Genomic DNA, 15787 nt, shown 5'->3' on the forward strand with positions numbered 1-15787 from the left:
TTTGGTGTGCTATCGGACCCCATAGTCGCTATTGGTATAAAAAACGGCCGATTTGAGCCACTTTTGATGAAATAGCTGCACTGGAGTCCGAAAATGTGCCCAAAAGGCGGTAATTGAGCCAATAACGCCTCCTGAGTCCGTAAGCGCCTGAGGATGCACGGGGTGTTATCGTGTCTGAGTCTGTAGGCCTCAGGGGATGTGTCCGGTGTTATTGCGCTAGGTCAGTAAGCCCAAAGGATGAGTGTGACTCGGCGGCAACGGACCCAGGAGCCCCTAAACGTTGCATTTATCGACTTTTGGTGTGCTATCGGACCCCATAGTCGCTATTGGCATGAAAACCGCCCGATTAGAGCCACTTTTGATGAGATAGCTGCACTGGAGTCCGAAACTGTGCCCAAAAGGCGATAATTGAGCAAATAACGCCTTCTGAGTCCATAAGCGTCTGAGGATGTATGCGGTGTTGCGTGCCTGAGCCGAAAGCGTCTGAGGATGTATGCGGTGTTGCGTGCCTGAGCCGAAAGCGTCTGAGGATGTATGCGGTGTTGCGTGCCTGAGCCGTAAGCGTCTGAGGATGTATGCGGTGTTGCGTGCCTGAGCCGAAAGTGTCTGAGGATGTATGCAGTGAGTCGCTATTGGCATGACCCCAAGGGCTGATTTAGTGACTTACCTGCGGAATCCAGCCTATGGAGCAGTCTCATTTTCTTTCTTGTTGATCCCTTTTCAGTATAATTTTGGCGGATAGGATTTGGAGAGACGGGGGATAATTTCTAGGAAACCTAATTCTGACAGGAGTGACTACTGTGGAGGAACGGCCAGCAGGTGGGAACAGCAATACGTCTCAAAAAAACACAAAATCTGAGCAGACTCTGAGTACGTCACTGGATGAAATGATGACTTTGTTTAGAGACATATTCAAGAACGATGGAACGCTTAGAATCAGAGTGTTTAGCAACATGTTTAGTGATAGTCTTCGCTTTGGATTAGTCTATGTTGACGGAATGGTTGACAAACATATGATCCAAGAGGGGATTATCAAGCCCGTCATGGCATTTGATTTTACCGAAAAGGATTGTGGCAATAAAGCCGAGCTGATGGAGAACATCCGGACGCAGGTCATTAGTATTAGCGATGTGGTTGCCTCTGAGAATTTTGATGAAATGATCTATGCGATTATAGCTGGCAAGACCTTACTGTTGATGGACGGTTATGCCGGTGTTCTGAACATTGGTGCACAGGGTTGGGAGACGAAAGCTCTTGCGGAACCGGTTACCGAAAAAAGTGTGAAAGGTCCAAGGGAGGGATTTACGGAATCACTGTTAGTAAATCTCACTCTTATTCGGCGCAGGGTACAAGATTCCGAGTTAAAATTTGTTTTTAGTTCACTGGGAACACGGTCCAAAACACCGATATGTATCTGTTACATGGAGGGGTTAGCATCACCGGCTATTCTCAAAGAATTACAGAATCGAATGGAACAGATTGACATAGATCTTATTCTAGATACGGCATCTCTGGCGGAATTAATTAGAGACGAGCCCTATTCGCCCTTTGAAATGACAGGAAGTACAGAGCGCCCGGATGCCGTAGTCAGTAACATGATGGAGGGCAGAGTTGCCGTGCTCATTGAAGGCAGCCCGTTTGCAATGACTGTTCCCTATGTATTTGTAGAGAATTTTCAAGCCAGCTCGGATTATTACATTAACTTTTATTTTGGTTCCTTCAATCGAATGTTGAGAGTTTTTGGAGCTTTTTTGTCGATCAGTATACCTGCTCTTTACGTAGCTTTAGTTACCTATAGCCAGGAAATGATCCCAACCATGTTGTTGCTCAGTATTTCTACTGCAAGAGTAGCAGTCCCTTTTCCTACAATAGTAGAAGCGTTATTCATGTTAACTATATTTGAAATATTAAGAGAGGCGGGTGAGCGGATACCTACCTATATAGGACAGGCTATCAGTATCGTAGGCGCTCTCGTGTTAGGACAAGCAGCAGTGGAGGCTAGAATAGTTAGTGCTCCAATGATTATTGTAGTCGGTTTAACAGGGATCATGACGCTACTTAACCCTAGGTTGACCGGTCCTTTAATTATCGTAAGAACATTGCTGCTGGGTGCGAGTTTTTTTCTAGGGATATATGGTTATTTTCTTGGAATGCTTGGTTTAGTAGTTCATTTGATGAGTCTGCGTAGTTTTGGGGTTCCATACATGCTTGGAGTAGGCTCAATCCGTCCTCAGGACATTAAAGATACAGCGATCAGGGCGCCGTGGTGGCATATGTATCTGCGTCCGGCGTTAATTGGGGCACGAAATATGAGGAGAAAAGGTTCCAATAAAATAAGGAGAAGACCATGAGCAAGCTGAAAAGGATACTTCTGATTGTTACATCCATGATGCTTCTGATCTGCAATACAGGCTGCTGGAACTACTTTGAAATTGACGATATGTCGATTGTTGCCGGGGTCGCGATTGATAAGGGGAAAAAAGACGGTCAGTTATTGGTGACAACAGAGATTGTAGATACAAAGGAAGGAATGAAATCAAGTCAGGCTGGCTTCAAAATGATCACGCTCGCGGGCGAGACCATGTTTGATATTGTGAGGGGAATGATCTCGATCACTGGAAAAAAGTTATTTTGGAGCCATTCTAAGGCGATTATCCTTAGTGAGGAGATTGCAAGGGAGGGAGTCACCAAAGTAATAGATTGGTACAACAGGGATACGGAAACCCGATCGGATGTGTATATTTTTGTCGCTAAAGAGAAGTCGGCTCAAGAAATCATAAGTCTCAGCAGTTCGACTGAGAGTATTATGTCCTATGCACTTGCACAGCAGATGAGGACTGAGAAAAATGTAAGTACAGCGCCGGTTGTGGAAATTTGGGACTTCATAGATAAGCTCGAGGCTTCTGGTGAATATGCCATCGCTCCATTAATTTATGTTCATGAACAAAATAAGACGAAGAATGCACGAGTTAGCGGAACAGCTATTTTCAGGATGGATAAAATGATCGGTATGATCAGTGGCGAAGAAACGAAATACATGTTGTTTGCCAACAATCAAATCCAGGGAGGTGTGTTAATCGTAAAGGATGAAAGTGGAGAACCTGCCTTTTCCCTCGAAATTTTATCCAATCGTACAAAAATAAAACCTGTATGGATAAACGGTAAGCTCCAAATAAAGCTTAATACACTGACACACGCAGGACTGGACGAGGTCAAATCTTCGGGGGAATTCAATAATCTGGACAGCAAGAAGACTATAGAAAGGTGGGCTGAAAAAGAACTGGAGGAGCAGATTCTCTCCGTTATTCATAAGGTTCAGAAGGATTACCAAGCAGATATTTTTGGATTTGGAGAGCTTCTTCATGAGAAAATGCCACGGACCTGGGAGAAAATCGAGAAAAACTGGGGGAAGGAATTTTCCAACGTAGAGATAGTAGTGAATTCCAAGGTGATTATCGAGAGCAGTGCACAAACGTCAAGGTCTATCAAGATTCATCAAAAATAGGTGATAAAATTGGTTGTTGTGGTCATATTTATCTATGCGGTAATTGTTTTGAGTGATCCTTATGGTCTATGGAAACAGGGGATGAAGCGGGATTTTTATGTTTCTTCCGCACTATGTCTGGTATCATTCTGTATTGCTTTTGCATTGGCAATGAGATGGTCACTCCCTAGTCCTTCACCATACCTAGAACACTGGATTAAGATGCTATTTTAGGGGACAAGCCTAAGGGAGAATAGAGTATGAACAAAGAGATCGTATCAACAGGGCATGCTATTAGTATTGCTGTCTTGTTTATTATGGGGACTTCAATATTTATGGGTGTGCCGGGAGAATCCGGTAACAGTAACTGGATCGCCGTATTATTAGCCATGGTACTGGTGGTCCCACTGCTGCTGATATATGCCAGACTACACATCCTATTACCAGGCAAGGATCTATTTGATATGTTGATTACCGTGTTTGGAGGCGTCTTGGGTCGAATCATTTCTTGTCTCTATATTTGGTATACCTTTCATCTAGGGACACTAATTCTTAGGGTTTTTGGAGAATTCAGTAGATCCGTTACTTTAACCGAAACACCAATGATAGCACCTATGGCATGTCTTGGACTGTTGTGTATATGGATAGTTAAGGCTGGGATTGAAGTGCTGGGGAGAAGTTCTAAGCTTCTATTACTGTTCGCAATATTTGTTAATCTAGTCATTGTCACCTTAGCTTTTTCCAAAATGGAATATCATCACTTACTTCCGCTGTTGGATAAAGGCTGGAAGCCATTATTTAACGATACGCTGGGCACATTTTCTTTTCCATTTGCAGAGGTTGTAGTCTTTCTGGGGGTATTCGGTAATTTATCGAAGAAGAGCTCAGCGAAGAAGGTATTATTTGGTGGCGTAGCGATTGCTGGGGCAATTATTATTATGGCTACACTACGGAACCTATTGATGCTGGGTCCTGAGGTCTTGTCTAGTTTATATTTTCCGGCTTATGTGTCTGCAGGGCGTATTAATGTAGGAGATTTTTTGACCCGAATTGAAGCGTCATCGGCAGTGGCTTTTGTAATCACAACATTTATAAAAGGAAGTTTATGCCTTTACGTATCTTGCATTGGAGTAGCTAAAGTATTCAAGCTCAAGAGTTACCGCTCCGTTGTGCTTCAGATGGGACTACTCATGATCTATTTTGCCGATTTTGTGTACAAGGATATTATGGAAATGTACTATTTCTCTTACCATATTTATAAAATATACGCCTTTCCTTTCCAGGTGATTATTCCGTTGATATTATGGATTTTCGCTGAAATTGTTGTGAGCCGAGGTAAAAATAAACAGATAGCACCGCAGTCGCAGCAATAGCTCTAAATAGGAGGATACAGGTGTCTCGTGAGCCATAAAAGGTGGCTGTTGGGATGCTTGTGTCCTTTTTTGTTATGAGTAATTAGGTGAAATCCCACATTCGGAATCTTAGCGGAGCGCATAGTTGTTATTGATTAGCGTCCTCTGAGTCCGTAAGTTTCAGGAGAGGGCGATGATGCTATAATGATAGATACATAGAATAGAGGTTACTTTTTTTGAGAACAGGGGAGCTGATCCATCATTGAATACATATATTCTTATATATGATAGCTTTGTGCAGTTTGAGGTTACATTGGCAGCTTATTTTATGAAAACAAAGGGTGAGGTTTATACCTTAGGTTTGGAAGATAAGGCGTTAATCTCCTGCGAGGGTTTTTCTGTGAATCCATCCGTATTGGTTGAAAATGTGGACGTTAGCACCATAGATTTATTGATTATCCCTGGTGGGGAAACAGATAATTTAATAGGGCAGGAGGCTCTATTAGATTTAATCAGAAGCCTGAATCGAGCAGGCAAAGTCATCGCGGGCATTTGCGGTGGGGTATCCATTCTTAAGGCTGCCGGAGTACTGGATGGTAAGGTTTATGTGGACAATGAATCCGGCGTATCTAACGTCGTTGTCGATGGAACAATCATTACCGCTAAGCCGAATGGATATGTAGATTTTGCGCTTGAAATTGGGCGAGTAATGAGTATCTATAAAGATGAGGCAGATTTGCAAGAAACGATAGATTTCTTTAAACATTTTAAATCCGTCTAAGGAGCAGAAGAGGGGAAACATGTATGAACGTTAGCAATATCATTATGTCCTCTTATTGGGGTAGAGAGGTTAAACATAAATATATCACCCAAGGTTCCAAAGCGCTGGCTGTTATTTTTCCGGGTAAAAATTATTCAGCTGATCGCTCTCTTCTGGATTATGCGGCTAAAGCTGCCCGGGAGCATAATTGTGATGTTCTGCTTTTAGAATATGGTTACCAGAGTGCTAGGGTGGATTTCAAGCGTGAAGAAATGAGTATTATCATTGAGGAATGTAAAGCCGTGATTGCTTCTCTGCCGGATTATAAGAGGTTTCTTTTTATAAGTAAAAGCATGGGAGCTGTTATTGCAGGTAGAATAGCTGATGAGCTAGAAATACAGAAGAAGACGTCTCATCTATATATCACCCCGTTGCCTGAGGCGGTGCCGCTGATTCAGCGGAGCCGGGGGACTGTAATTTATGGAGGCAGTGACCCCTTATTTGGTGAAGAGCATTCGGGTGAAATTAGTGGGCTGAATCATTTGAAGGTGTATAGAATCGATGATGCCAATCATTCGCTGGAGGTAGGCAGTGTCAACGAGTCACTAGCAATACTGCTGGTCATCATTAATTTCTATCATGAATTTTTCCGGGATGCTTTAAATCCATAACTTTAGGAGATGATGAGTGTGATTTTGGAAGCTGCGATGCTGCAAGTGAAGCCTGGTTTGACTACCGAATTTGAGCAAAGCTTCAAGGAGGCATCAAGTTTAATCTCCTCGATAGAAGGTTATATGGGCCATGAATTACAACATTGCTTGGAGGATGATCATAAGTATCTGTTGCTGGTGAAGTGGAGAACGCTTGAAGACCACACTGTTGGGTTTAGAGAATCCAGCCAATATCAGGAATGGAAAGCACTCCTTCACCATTACTATGACCCATTTCCGGTAGTTGAGCATTTTACCCGCATTAATCTGGACTAAATGGAGGATGCCGAATGAAGGCGAAGCTTGTTGGGGAAGGCAGAACAGCGGAGATCTGGCAGCATGACGATCAGAGGATTCTTAAATTGTACCGGGAGGATATAGCAGAGCAACACGTCAGCCGGGAATATAAAATCAGCCAGTTTGTACATGCGCGGGGTGTTCGGACCCCCCAGCCTTTTGAGCTTATTTCTGAACATAATCGACAAGGTATCGTTTTTCAACAAATTCAGGGTCCCTCTTTACTAAAGGTGATGGGTGAGAAGCCTTGGAAAGTTACCCAATATGCCAGGCTGATGGCGGGGCTTCATTGTGATTTACATAAGCTTGAAACTACAGAGGAAATCGGCCAGCAAAAGGATATGCTGAAAAGTCAGATCATGGTTGCCCCTATGCTGAGCGAAGAGGAAAAATCCGTCATTTTGAAGTATCTGGAGAAGCTGCCGGAAGGCACTCGTTTATGTCATGGGGATTTTCATCCCGACAATGTGCTTATGGATGAACAGCTCTGGGTGATCGACTGGATGACGGGTGTAGTGGGAGAACCTGCTGGAGATGCTGCGCGTTCCGTAGTGATGTTCAGTTTGGGAGCTATGCCTCCGGGAGCTTCGGCCTTCTCCAAATTAATGTTAGGTTTTATAAGAAAAAGATTAACTAAGGGGTACATTCAAGAGTATCTCAGATTATCAGGACACACTTATGAGGACGTAGACCGCTGGATTTTGCCGATCGCTGCCGCACGTCTGGTGGAGGGGCTTTCGCCTCCAGAGAAGGAGCTGCTGGTAAAAGAAGTTCGTAAACGTCTACACACCTTAGCCGCAGAGGTAAGCTGATCATGGCACAAAAACGGAGGCGTATTCTATGATTACCTATATAGCGCTGCTGCGTGGAATTAACGTGGGCGGGAACAAAATTATTAAAATGTTGGACCTGAAGGCGATGTTTCAAGCGCTTGGATTTGCAAATGTACGAACGTATATTCAGAGCGGAAATGTCGTGTTTGAGAGTGATGAAGGTTCGGTGAGCCTGCTTAGCGGAGTCATTGAACGTCAGATTCATGAGGTTTTTGGATTCGAGGTCTCTGTTATTATCCGTACTTTAGCAGAAATGGAGAATGTGATCGCTAACGATCCCTTTCAGCTGTCCGAGCCAGAGGAATTCAAAAGATGGTATGTTACTTTTTTATCAGCCGAGCCTTCAGTGGAAGCATTGGATAAACTGCGCACTTATGAGAATGGACCGGATAAAGTGCGTTTTGACGGCAGAGAGATGTATATATTATATGAGGTCAGTGTGAGCCAATCGTCGCTTTTTAAAGTCCCTTTTGACAAAATACTCGGGATGCCCATTACCGCACGCAACTGGAACACGGTGAATAAGCTTGTTGCCATAGGCAAGATGGAATAACATAGTTTGGATTGAACAGGGTACCGAAAGGCTCCACATTGTGGGGTCTTTTTTGCGTGCCGGCAGCCTCATTTATTCAGCAAACATTCAGCTTGCACTCATTGAGAGTTAAGGTATGGATGAAATAATACACCTACGGAAAGCTTGGGCCGGAGTTACAGAACTGCCGGCATATAGAATGATCAAGGGATAGGAGTGAAATGGAGATGAGTTTTGCTAGAAAAATAAGCTCGGATCTTATACTGTGGCTCATTTTAATACTCGCTGCTTTTTTGTACGGTTATGGAGTTTGGAATGACCACTATGTGAATACATACTACACCACTGCCGTGGGAAGTATGCTGCAAAACTTTCATAATTTCTTCTTCGCTTCACTCGACTCTGCAGGTTCAGTCACGGTGGATAAACCACCAGTCACCTTTTGGATTCAGACTCTTAGCGCACTCATTTTCGGGCTGCATGGCTGGAGTGTGATTTTACCTCAGGCGCTTGGGGGCGTGGGCTCCGTGTTGCTCGTATACCTTCTGGTAAAACCCACCTTTGGTAAAGCAGCAGCACGTTTAGCAGCGCTGGCCATGGCAACAACTCCAGTAGCGGCGGCTGTTAGCCGGACGAATAACATTGATGCTCTGTTAGTATTCACGTTACTGTTGGCGGTTTGGTTTTTATTTAAAGGAACGAAGAGTAATAAGCTGGGCAGTCTCCTTGCCGCATTTGCTTTAATCGGTGTTGGGTTTAATGAGAAGATGCTGCAGGCTTATATGGTTTTGCCGGCTTTTTATCTCTTTTATGTCTTGGCTGCGAAAGTGAACTGGAAGCGGAAAACCGGAGTATTAGCGGCTTCGACAGCTATATTACTCGTGGTCTCGTTATCCTGGGCAGTGATAGTGGATTCAATTCCCGCTAGTAAACGACCTTATATCGGCAGCAGCGGTACTAACTCCGTGCTCAATCTTGCCTTTGGTTATAATGGTGTCGCCCGATTGACGGGTGATCGGGGGACAGGTGGTGGCGGAGGTGGAATGCCTTCAATGAATGATGGTGAGATGCCGAACATGAATGGCGAGATGCCAGCTATGAACGGTGAAAGACCCGCTATGAACGGGGCAGATGCTGAAAATGGTACGGATAGCGGACGTGGAGCATTTTCGGGTCGGCAAGGTATAAATTCAACCTCAGACAGTCAAAATGGCGCCGATGATGGAGGTTCTCCAGGGCAACCACCCGGCGGTGGAACAGATAATCAAAACCGGCAATTTGGTGGTGAAGGTGGGGGCCAAGGACAACGCGGCGGCATGAATGGCGGCGGTGGCGGAATGTTCAATACTGGAACCGCAGGTCCACTGCGCCTGTTCCAATCAGAGCTGTCAGGTCAGGCAAGCTGGCTGCTGCCTTTTGTATTGTTTGGTTGTATTGGATTATTCGCTAATCTGCGGAGAAGGAACTTTACGCAAGGGCATAAAGAAGCTCTATTCTGGTTAGCATGGCTGGTGCCGGTGATGGGATTCTTCAGTATTGCGGGATTCTTCCATCAATATTATCTGGTGATGATGGCTCCGCCGATAGCCGCGCTGGTCGGTGCAGGCTGGTCAAAGCTCTGGAGTCTGTATCGCGAGCACTCTGGTTGGCTGTCATGGCTATTGCCAGTTGCAACGCTGGTTACAGCAGCTTTTCAGTGGTACATTATTCATCCTTATGACGATACGATTGGCAGTGGCTGGTCGATTGGTATTCTGGCTGCCGGTATAGTTGTTTCTCTGGTGCTGGTCGTTCTTAAAGGCAAACAGAAGCCATTTGTTTTCTCGGCAAGTATTGTTGCTGTACTAGTATTGTTAATTGGCCCGCTCTACTGGGCAGCTACCCCAATTACTTATGGCCTGAACAGTCAAACCCCTGAAGCAGGACCAGGCAGCAGTGAGGGCAGAGGAGGAATGGGCGGCAATTCTAGCAACTTTGGACGTAATAGCGCCACAAGTGCGAATGAGAGTCTGTTGTCCTATCTGGAGGAAAATAATACTGGGGAGCCTTATCTGTTTGCCGTATTGGATTATGGCACAGCAGCTCCTTATATCGTCGATAAGGGGGCATCGGTTGTTATTCTGAACGGGTTTTCCAATTCGGACACAGTATATACCACAGATACCCTAGAGGCGTTAGTAAAGAGTGGAAAGGTGAAATACTTCCTGCTGAGCAGCGGCGGTATGGGGGGGGGACGTGGAGGGAACTCTACGCTATCTACCTGGATTACTGACAATGGTACAGAGGTTCCAGCAGCGGATTGGGCAGGAAACGATGCTGGTAACAGCGGAACGTTATACAAAGTTACAGTTAACTAGTTCAGTGTTTTAGAGTACGAAGCGTGCTAATACATTTGCAGGCACGCTTCAGCATTCAAATTAAAGGAGGAGCTGCTCATGAGCATCAACGTGCGCTATTCCATTATTATACCGATGTTTAATGAAGAGGCAGTCATTCAGGAAACGTATCGCCGTATTAAAAAAGTGATGGCAATGACGGAGGAAGTGTATGAGCTGATCTTCGTGAATGACGGCAGCACCGACAACTGTGCCCAGATGATCGAGGAATATAGCTACTGGGATGAGAGTGTGAAGCTGATCGATTTGTCACGTAACTTTGGACATCAGATCGCTATTACTGCCGGAATGGACTATGCCCTTGGGGATGCAGTTGTCATTATTGATGCTGATTTGCAAGACCCGCCTGAGCTGATCTTGGACATGATTGCGGAATGGAAGAAGGGGTATGAAGTTGTATATGCTAAACGGGTGAAGCGTAATGGTGAATCCTTATTCAAAAAGTGGACGGCCAGCCTCTTTTATAGAATTCTGCGTTATTCAACCGATATTTCTATCCCTGTGGATACGGGTGATTTTCGGCTCATAGATCGTAGGGTCTGCGAAGAGCTCAAACGTCTACCGGAGAAAAACCGTTTCGTGCGCGGACTGGTCAGCTGGGTTGGTTTCCGTCAGAAGGCGATTGAATATGAACGGGATGAACGTCTGGCGGGGGAAACTAAATATCCACTAAAACGTATGATCAAGCTCTCTTTGGACGGAATCACCTCCTTTTCCTATAAGCCGCTGAAGCTGGCAGGATATTTGGGCGCACTGCTGTCGGCTTCTGGTTTTCTGTACCTTATGTATGTTTTGTACCTGGTGATTTTTACAGACTCAGTTGTTAAGGGCTGGGCTTCGATGATTGGAATTACGCTGACCTTCAACGGATTTGTACTCATTATGCTAGGAATACTAGGTGAATATGTCGGCCGGATTTATGACGAAACTAAGGGACGTCCGCTTTATATTGTCCAAGAGTTCTATGAAGGTAAGGGGCAGCAAAAGAACATTCGTGAGCACCCTGTGACCCATCTCCGTAAATAAACTGCAAGGGAGGGATTCATGATGAAGATTAGAAAAGCTGTCATTCCCGCCGCGGGCTTAGGCACTCGTTTCCTGCCTGCCACTAAGGCTCAGCCAAAAGAAATGCTGCCCATTGTGGATAAACCAGCGATTCAATATATCGTAGAAGAAGCCGTCCGCTCTGGTATTGAAAGTATTATCATCGTGACCGGCCGCAATAAGAAGTCGATTGAAGATCATTTTGATAAATCGGTGGAGCTGGAGCAGACGCTTTTGGAAAAAGGGAAAGAGGATCTACTTCGTGAAGTCCAGCTAATCAGTGAGCTAGCGAGCATCCATTACATTAGGCAGAAAGAGCCGCTGGGACTAGGCCATGCCATCCTTTGTGCGGAACAATTTATCGGTGATGAACCTTTTGCTGTTTTGCTTGGTGACGATATTATGGTTTCGGAGGACCCGGCGCTGCTGCAGATGATGAGATTGTATGAGCAAGAAGAGCAGACTATCGTCGGTGTGCAGCAGGTGCCACGGCAGGAGGTTAACAAATATGGGATTATAGCCTCCAGCGGCTCACTAAATGGAGTTCATGAAGTAAAAGGATTGGTAGAGAAGCCCTCGCCTGAAACAGCTCCTTCAGAATACGCCATTATGGGGCGATACATTTTGGAGCCTTCGATATTCTCAGTGCTGGCTAACCTCAAACGTGGAGCGGGCGGTGAATATCAACTGACGGATGCTTTGCACGAGGTATGCCGGCAAGAAGGATTGCTGGCGCTGGATTTAATCGGCAAACGTTATGATATTGGTGATAAATTTGGTTACATTAAAGCCACGCTGGAGGTAGGTTTGATGCGGGAGGATTTGCGCCCATTATTGGTTCCGTATTTGCAGGAGCTGGCTGCTAGTCTTAAGGGAAGAGAAGAAGAAGTGGATTCCTTGCATTGGAGTATACACAGTTGAGGGAGAGAAACTGTTTCAAACGATCATAACATCGGCTTCGGTGGTGGGATGAGGTTTTGAAGCAGTTTTTTTGCGTGTGGTGTTCAAAGGACGGTGAGGGACGAGCAAATAAGTGTACTTTATACAATTAAAAGTATGGGGGGACAGCTGCAAATCGATTTAGTTGCACTTGATACATCTATATCTTTACATTTTAGCTAGAATGCTCAGTTAGCCTGTTTTTAGTTGCATAAAATACACTTAAAACAGCCGTGTGGGTGTTATTGTATGAAATAGCTGCATCAAGTGCAGTTATTTTAAAATTTCGTAACTTGTTTCTCCTGGGTGACGAAAAAATCCGAAAGACCGATTCCTAAGAATCATCCTCCGGATTTATGTTTTGAGTATAGATTAAGCTTTCAGCACATCATGATCAACGTAACGCGTACCATTTAACTCGCTAATTACATTAATAGCTACCTTCGCACCATCGCCTGCGGTAATAATGGCATGTACACTTACTCCAGCAACAGTACCAGCAGCCCAAATACCTGCGATATTCGTTTTGCCTTCAGCATCAACGGCTACTACAGTTTTGATTCTTGGCTCTGTACCATCCTTAGTCTCCACACCAGCTTTGGCAGCTAGATCTGTAAGGGCGCCTGTGGCAAGAATGACATGTTTTGCTTCATAGATAATTCCATCTTCAGTTTCAATGACAAAACCATTGCCGCTGGAGGTGAGGTTGATAGCCTGTTCGGAAACCAGCTCAGCGCCAAATTTAACGGCTTGCTTATGGCCGGTTTCGACCAGCTCAGGACCACCTACTTCGGAAATTCCATAAAAGTTCTCAAACCAACCTCTGCGGGTCATGCCCTTATCGTTGTCGATCAGCAGCGTTTTTTTGCCCGCCTTGGCGGCGAACAGGGCTGCGCTTGCACCGGCAGGACCGGCGCCAATTACGGCGATTTCGTACATGTATTTACCTCCTAAAAGTTTTGTGGAGCGATGCTCCTTAGAATGGACTACATAGCAAAACTGGCAACGAAAGCATACGCTTAAGTTTTGTGGAGCGATGCTCCAGTTCCTCTTAATTATAACGGTTGTTACTCTTCCTTGGCTAATCCTTCCTCGCAAGGCAGACTAACCGTAAACGTTGTCCCCTCGCCAACGGTGCTATTTACACTAATCTTGCCGTGATGTGCCTCGACAATAGATTTTGTGATGGAGAGACCCAACCCTGATCCGCCGTATTTACGTGTGCGAGAGGAGTCACTGCGGTAGAATCGATCAAAGATATGTGGGATGTGCTCTCCGGGAATTCCGTAGCCATTATCCCGCACGCTTAATAGAGCCTGATTTCCTTCCGCTTGTAAAGAGAGATGAATGCTCCCTGTCGTGGCATTGGTATGCTGAACTGCATTGTGGAACAGATTCAGAATCACCTGCTTGAGCTTATAGGGATCATATTTACCACGGATGCCATAGGAGATATCAAAGGTAACTTTACGTTGATCTGCGAGCAAAAGCAGATGCGGCTTCATTTCGTGAATTACCTCGCTGAGAATCAGATCAGTCATCTGCAGCTGTGGAGCTCCATCCATTCGAGCGAGCAGTAGCAGATCCTCGACCAGCTTGTTGATCCGTTTCGATTCACCATGCATGCTTCGCAACGAGTTATATAACTGTTCTTTATTATCGGCGGCGCCCCGCAGCAAGACCTCAAGAAAACCGTGTATTGAGGTAAGCGGAGTTCTAAGCTCGTGGGAAGCATCGGCAGCGAACCTGCGCATCTGCTCCTTGGCCTCCCGTTCATTATGAAAGGATATTTCGAGACGTTCGAGCATACCATTGAATGAATGAGCAAGCTTGTCGATCTCGGCCTGTCCTTGGTCAACTGGAAACCGAATGTCCAAATTACCGGCATTAATGATCTCAGCCGATTCTCCCATATTAGATAGAGGAACTAACGTCTTTCGCAGGGCCGGTAAGTATAGGAATAATCCAGTCAATAAAGCAATCACTGACAAACCTGCGTAGATCAGCAGCTGCTGCATTATCACATCCGTCAATGGCCCTGTGCTCACACTCATTTGCAGCAGCAATCTAGTATTTCCAGGTCTATAAAGATTCATGAATATAGCTAGATGTTCAGTTCCGTCTTCAGCTTGGATGAGCTTGTAATTTCCTGTTGCCCTATCCGTGGTGTGAATCAGCAGCGCATCGTATTGCTCATTGGTCAGCCTGGGTGCTGCTATATCTGAGAGGGTTAATTGCTGTAAATCCCTGAAGGTGCCATCCGAGCTGTACATGGCGAGAGTTGTATGGGCATCAAGCAGAAGCGGGCGCCGGTTCTCGCCAGTTCGCAGCCCACTTGGCATTTTATTCATGTCTTCTCTTTCCAACGGGAAATTGCTGTTAAACTCGTTGTTCGTGTCATTTATACCTGTGCTGTCCTCGTCATAGGAATTAAAAAAGTTAAAAAACATCTCACGGGGGACAGAACGTATTTGCGCTTCCATAGACTCGGCTCTATTGCTGTATATAAAATCTCGCATAAGGATATATTGTAAGACTCCAATTAGCAGCAGCAATCCTGATAGAATAAGCAGCGATGTGGCAAGCAGCTGTTTACGCAAGGAACGTGGTGCAGGCAGTCTGCGAAGCCATCTGAAGATGGGAGTGCTCATAGATCCACCCGGTAGCCTGCGCCCCGCAGGGTACGGATAATACGGTGCTCCTTATCTCCGAGCTTCTCACGAAGCGAACGGATATAGACCTCAACAATATTTTCCTCACCGCCAAAATCATAGCCCCACACTTTATCAAGAATCATAGGCTTGCTGAGTACAAGGCCGTGATTGATAACGAGATACTGTAATAACTCGTATTCCGTAGGGGAGAGTTCAAGTACTTCCTCCCTGAAGCGAATTTCCTTTCGCCGACTGTCAATTCGGAAAGGACCGCAGCGGACCTCACCTAGCAGCCCCGGAAACTGATTCCGCAGCCGCGCTTGGATCCGCGCTAGTAATTCATCAAAGCTGAAGGGCTTGACCATATAGTCGTCAGCACCAATAGATAGTCCTTTTACGCGATCATCCACTTCGTCTTTTGCAGTAAGCATGATGACAGCTACCTCTGTCTCTTCTGAGCGCAGATAGTGACATACCTCGAATCCATCCATACCCGGCATCATAACATCCAGGATAGCTACATGGGGCTTGAATTCAGCTGCAATCGAAATGGCGCTTAGCCCGTCCGACGCGGTTCGTACTTCAAAACCTTCGTTAAGGAGACCCAGCTCCAGGAACTGTAATATATGAGGCTCATCATCTACGAGCAGAAGTCGAACTCCTTGTACTGCTTTCATCATAGGTTCCTCCAAATCGGTGATAGATAGCTTCATTATGCCATATCCGGTTGAATGTTTGCTGAAGACCGAATGATTCTTTTTCTAGAATAAATGAGTGAATTTCTTT

The 15787-nt window shown here is 45.3% G+C and carries 14 protein-coding genes; 11 read left to right on the plus strand and 3 right to left on the minus strand.

Translation table 11 applies throughout. The features are described 5' to 3' along the window. The first annotated feature begins 800 nt into the window (after nt 1-800). The 11 genes from MHH50_RS02860 (at nt 801) to galU (ending at nt 12329) form a co-directional block, all read left to right on the plus strand. Nucleotides 801-2351: a spore germination protein gene (locus MHH50_RS02860; protein WP_139330151.1), complete on the plus strand. Its 1551-nt coding sequence runs from the start codon at nt 801-803 to the stop codon at nt 2349-2351. Next, the gene (locus MHH50_RS02865) at nt 2348-3505 is read left to right on the plus strand and encodes a Ger(x)C family spore germination protein (RefSeq protein WP_076278130.1); all 1158 of its coding nucleotides are present in this window, start codon (nt 2348-2350) and stop codon (nt 3503-3505) included. Before MHH50_RS02860 ends, MHH50_RS02865 begins: the two co-directional genes overlap by 4 nt. 239 nt (nt 3506-3744) lie before the next feature. Further along, the gene (locus tag MHH50_RS02870; protein WP_076124427.1) at nt 3745-4857 is read left to right on the plus strand and encodes an endospore germination permease; all 1113 of its coding nucleotides are present in this window, start codon (nt 3745-3747) and stop codon (nt 4855-4857) included. A gap of 241 nt (nt 4858-5098) precedes the next feature. Further along, complete coding sequence (locus MHH50_RS02875) at nt 5099-5617, plus strand: DJ-1/PfpI family protein (RefSeq protein WP_076124426.1); 519 nt, start codon at nt 5099-5101, stop codon at nt 5615-5617. A 23-nt stretch (nt 5618-5640) separates the two neighbouring features. Beyond that, nucleotides 5641-6267, plus strand: coding sequence for a hypothetical protein (locus MHH50_RS02880; protein WP_076278133.1), 627 nt, complete (start codon nt 5641-5643; stop codon nt 6265-6267). 18 nt (nt 6268-6285) lie between these two features. Beyond that, nucleotides 6286-6582 carry an antibiotic biosynthesis monooxygenase gene (locus MHH50_RS02885; protein WP_036676767.1) on the plus strand — a complete coding sequence of 99 codons (297 nt, stop codon included), beginning with the start codon at nt 6286-6288 and terminating at the stop codon, nt 6580-6582. 14 nt (nt 6583-6596) lie between these two features. Continuing rightward, a complete protein-coding gene (locus MHH50_RS02890; RefSeq protein ID WP_076124423.1) occupies nt 6597-7415 on the plus strand; it encodes an aminoglycoside phosphotransferase family protein in 819 nt (272 codons plus the stop codon). A 28-nt stretch (nt 7416-7443) separates the two neighbouring features. Continuing rightward, nucleotides 7444-7989, plus strand: a complete 546-nt coding sequence (locus MHH50_RS02895) for a DUF1697 domain-containing protein (protein WP_340033912.1) — start codon at nt 7444-7446, stop codon at nt 7987-7989. Nucleotides 7990-8195: 206 nt separating this feature from the next. Next, nucleotides 8196-10325, plus strand: coding sequence for a glycosyltransferase family 39 protein (locus tag MHH50_RS02900; RefSeq protein WP_340033913.1), 2130 nt, complete (start codon nt 8196-8198; stop codon nt 10323-10325). A gap of 78 nt (nt 10326-10403) precedes the next feature. Next, nucleotides 10404-11390: a glycosyltransferase family 2 protein gene (locus MHH50_RS02905; protein WP_076138397.1), complete on the plus strand. Its 987-nt coding sequence runs from the start codon at nt 10404-10406 to the stop codon at nt 11388-11390. Between the two features lie 18 nt (nt 11391-11408). Then, the gene (gene galU, locus MHH50_RS02910) at nt 11409-12329 is read left to right on the plus strand and encodes a UTP--glucose-1-phosphate uridylyltransferase GalU (RefSeq protein ID WP_175617382.1); all 921 of its coding nucleotides are present in this window, start codon (nt 11409-11411) and stop codon (nt 12327-12329) included. 390 nt (nt 12330-12719) lie between these two features. Here galU and MHH50_RS02915 read toward each other — a convergent pair whose 3' ends face one another. From MHH50_RS02915 to MHH50_RS02925, 3 genes are all read right to left on the minus strand, one after another. Beyond that, on the minus strand, nt 12720-13286 hold the full coding sequence (locus tag MHH50_RS02915; RefSeq protein ID WP_076124415.1) for an FAD-dependent oxidoreductase: 567 nt from the start codon (nt 13284-13286) through the stop codon (nt 12720-12722). A gap of 128 nt (nt 13287-13414) precedes the next feature. Then, complete coding sequence (locus MHH50_RS02920) at nt 13415-14998, minus strand: HAMP domain-containing sensor histidine kinase (RefSeq protein WP_076186276.1); 1584 nt, start codon at nt 14996-14998, stop codon at nt 13415-13417. Continuing rightward, entirely contained in the window at nt 14995-15678 is a 684-nt protein-coding gene (locus MHH50_RS02925; RefSeq protein WP_038568592.1) for a response regulator transcription factor, read from the minus strand. The genes MHH50_RS02920 and MHH50_RS02925 overlap by 4 nt, the downstream gene beginning before the upstream one ends. Between the last annotated feature and the right edge of the window lie 109 nt (nt 15679-15787).

The sequence above is a fragment of the Paenibacillus sp. FSL H3-0302 genome (genome assembly GCF_037982245.1).
GTDB lineage: Bacteria > Bacillota > Bacilli > Paenibacillales > Paenibacillaceae > Paenibacillus_AQ > Paenibacillus_AQ odorifer.

Excerpts from the sequence above, each read along its gene's own strand:
- MHH50_RS02865 (WP_076278130.1), top strand. The coding sequence starts at position 2,348 with ATGAGCAAGCTGAAAAGGATACTTCTGATTGTTACATCCATGATGCTT.
- MHH50_RS02870 (WP_076124427.1), top strand. The coding sequence starts at position 3,745 with ATGAACAAAGAGATCGTATCAACAGGGCATGCTATTAGTATTGCTGTC.
- MHH50_RS02880 (WP_076278133.1), top strand. The coding sequence starts at position 5,641 with ATGAACGTTAGCAATATCATTATGTCCTCTTATTGGGGTAGAGAGGTT.
- MHH50_RS02890 (WP_076124423.1), top strand. The coding sequence starts at position 6,597 with ATGAAGGCGAAGCTTGTTGGGGAAGGCAGAACAGCGGAGATCTGGCAG.
- MHH50_RS02895 (WP_340033912.1), top strand. The coding sequence starts at position 7,444 with ATGATTACCTATATAGCGCTGCTGCGTGGAATTAACGTGGGCGGGAAC.
- MHH50_RS02900 (WP_340033913.1), top strand. The coding sequence starts at position 8,196 with ATGAGTTTTGCTAGAAAAATAAGCTCGGATCTTATACTGTGGCTCATT.
- MHH50_RS02905 (WP_076138397.1), top strand. The coding sequence starts at position 10,404 with ATGAGCATCAACGTGCGCTATTCCATTATTATACCGATGTTTAATGAA.
- galU (WP_175617382.1), top strand. The coding sequence starts at position 11,409 with ATGATGAAGATTAGAAAAGCTGTCATTCCCGCCGCGGGCTTAGGCACT.
- MHH50_RS02915 (WP_076124415.1), bottom strand. The coding sequence starts at position 13,286 with ATGTACGAAATCGCCGTAATTGGCGCCGGTCCTGCCGGTGCAAGCGCA.
- MHH50_RS02920 (WP_076186276.1), bottom strand. The coding sequence starts at position 14,998 with ATGAGCACTCCCATCTTCAGATGGCTTCGCAGACTGCCTGCACCACGT.
- MHH50_RS02925 (WP_038568592.1), bottom strand. The coding sequence starts at position 15,678 with ATGAAAGCAGTACAAGGAGTTCGACTTCTGCTCGTAGATGATGAGCCT.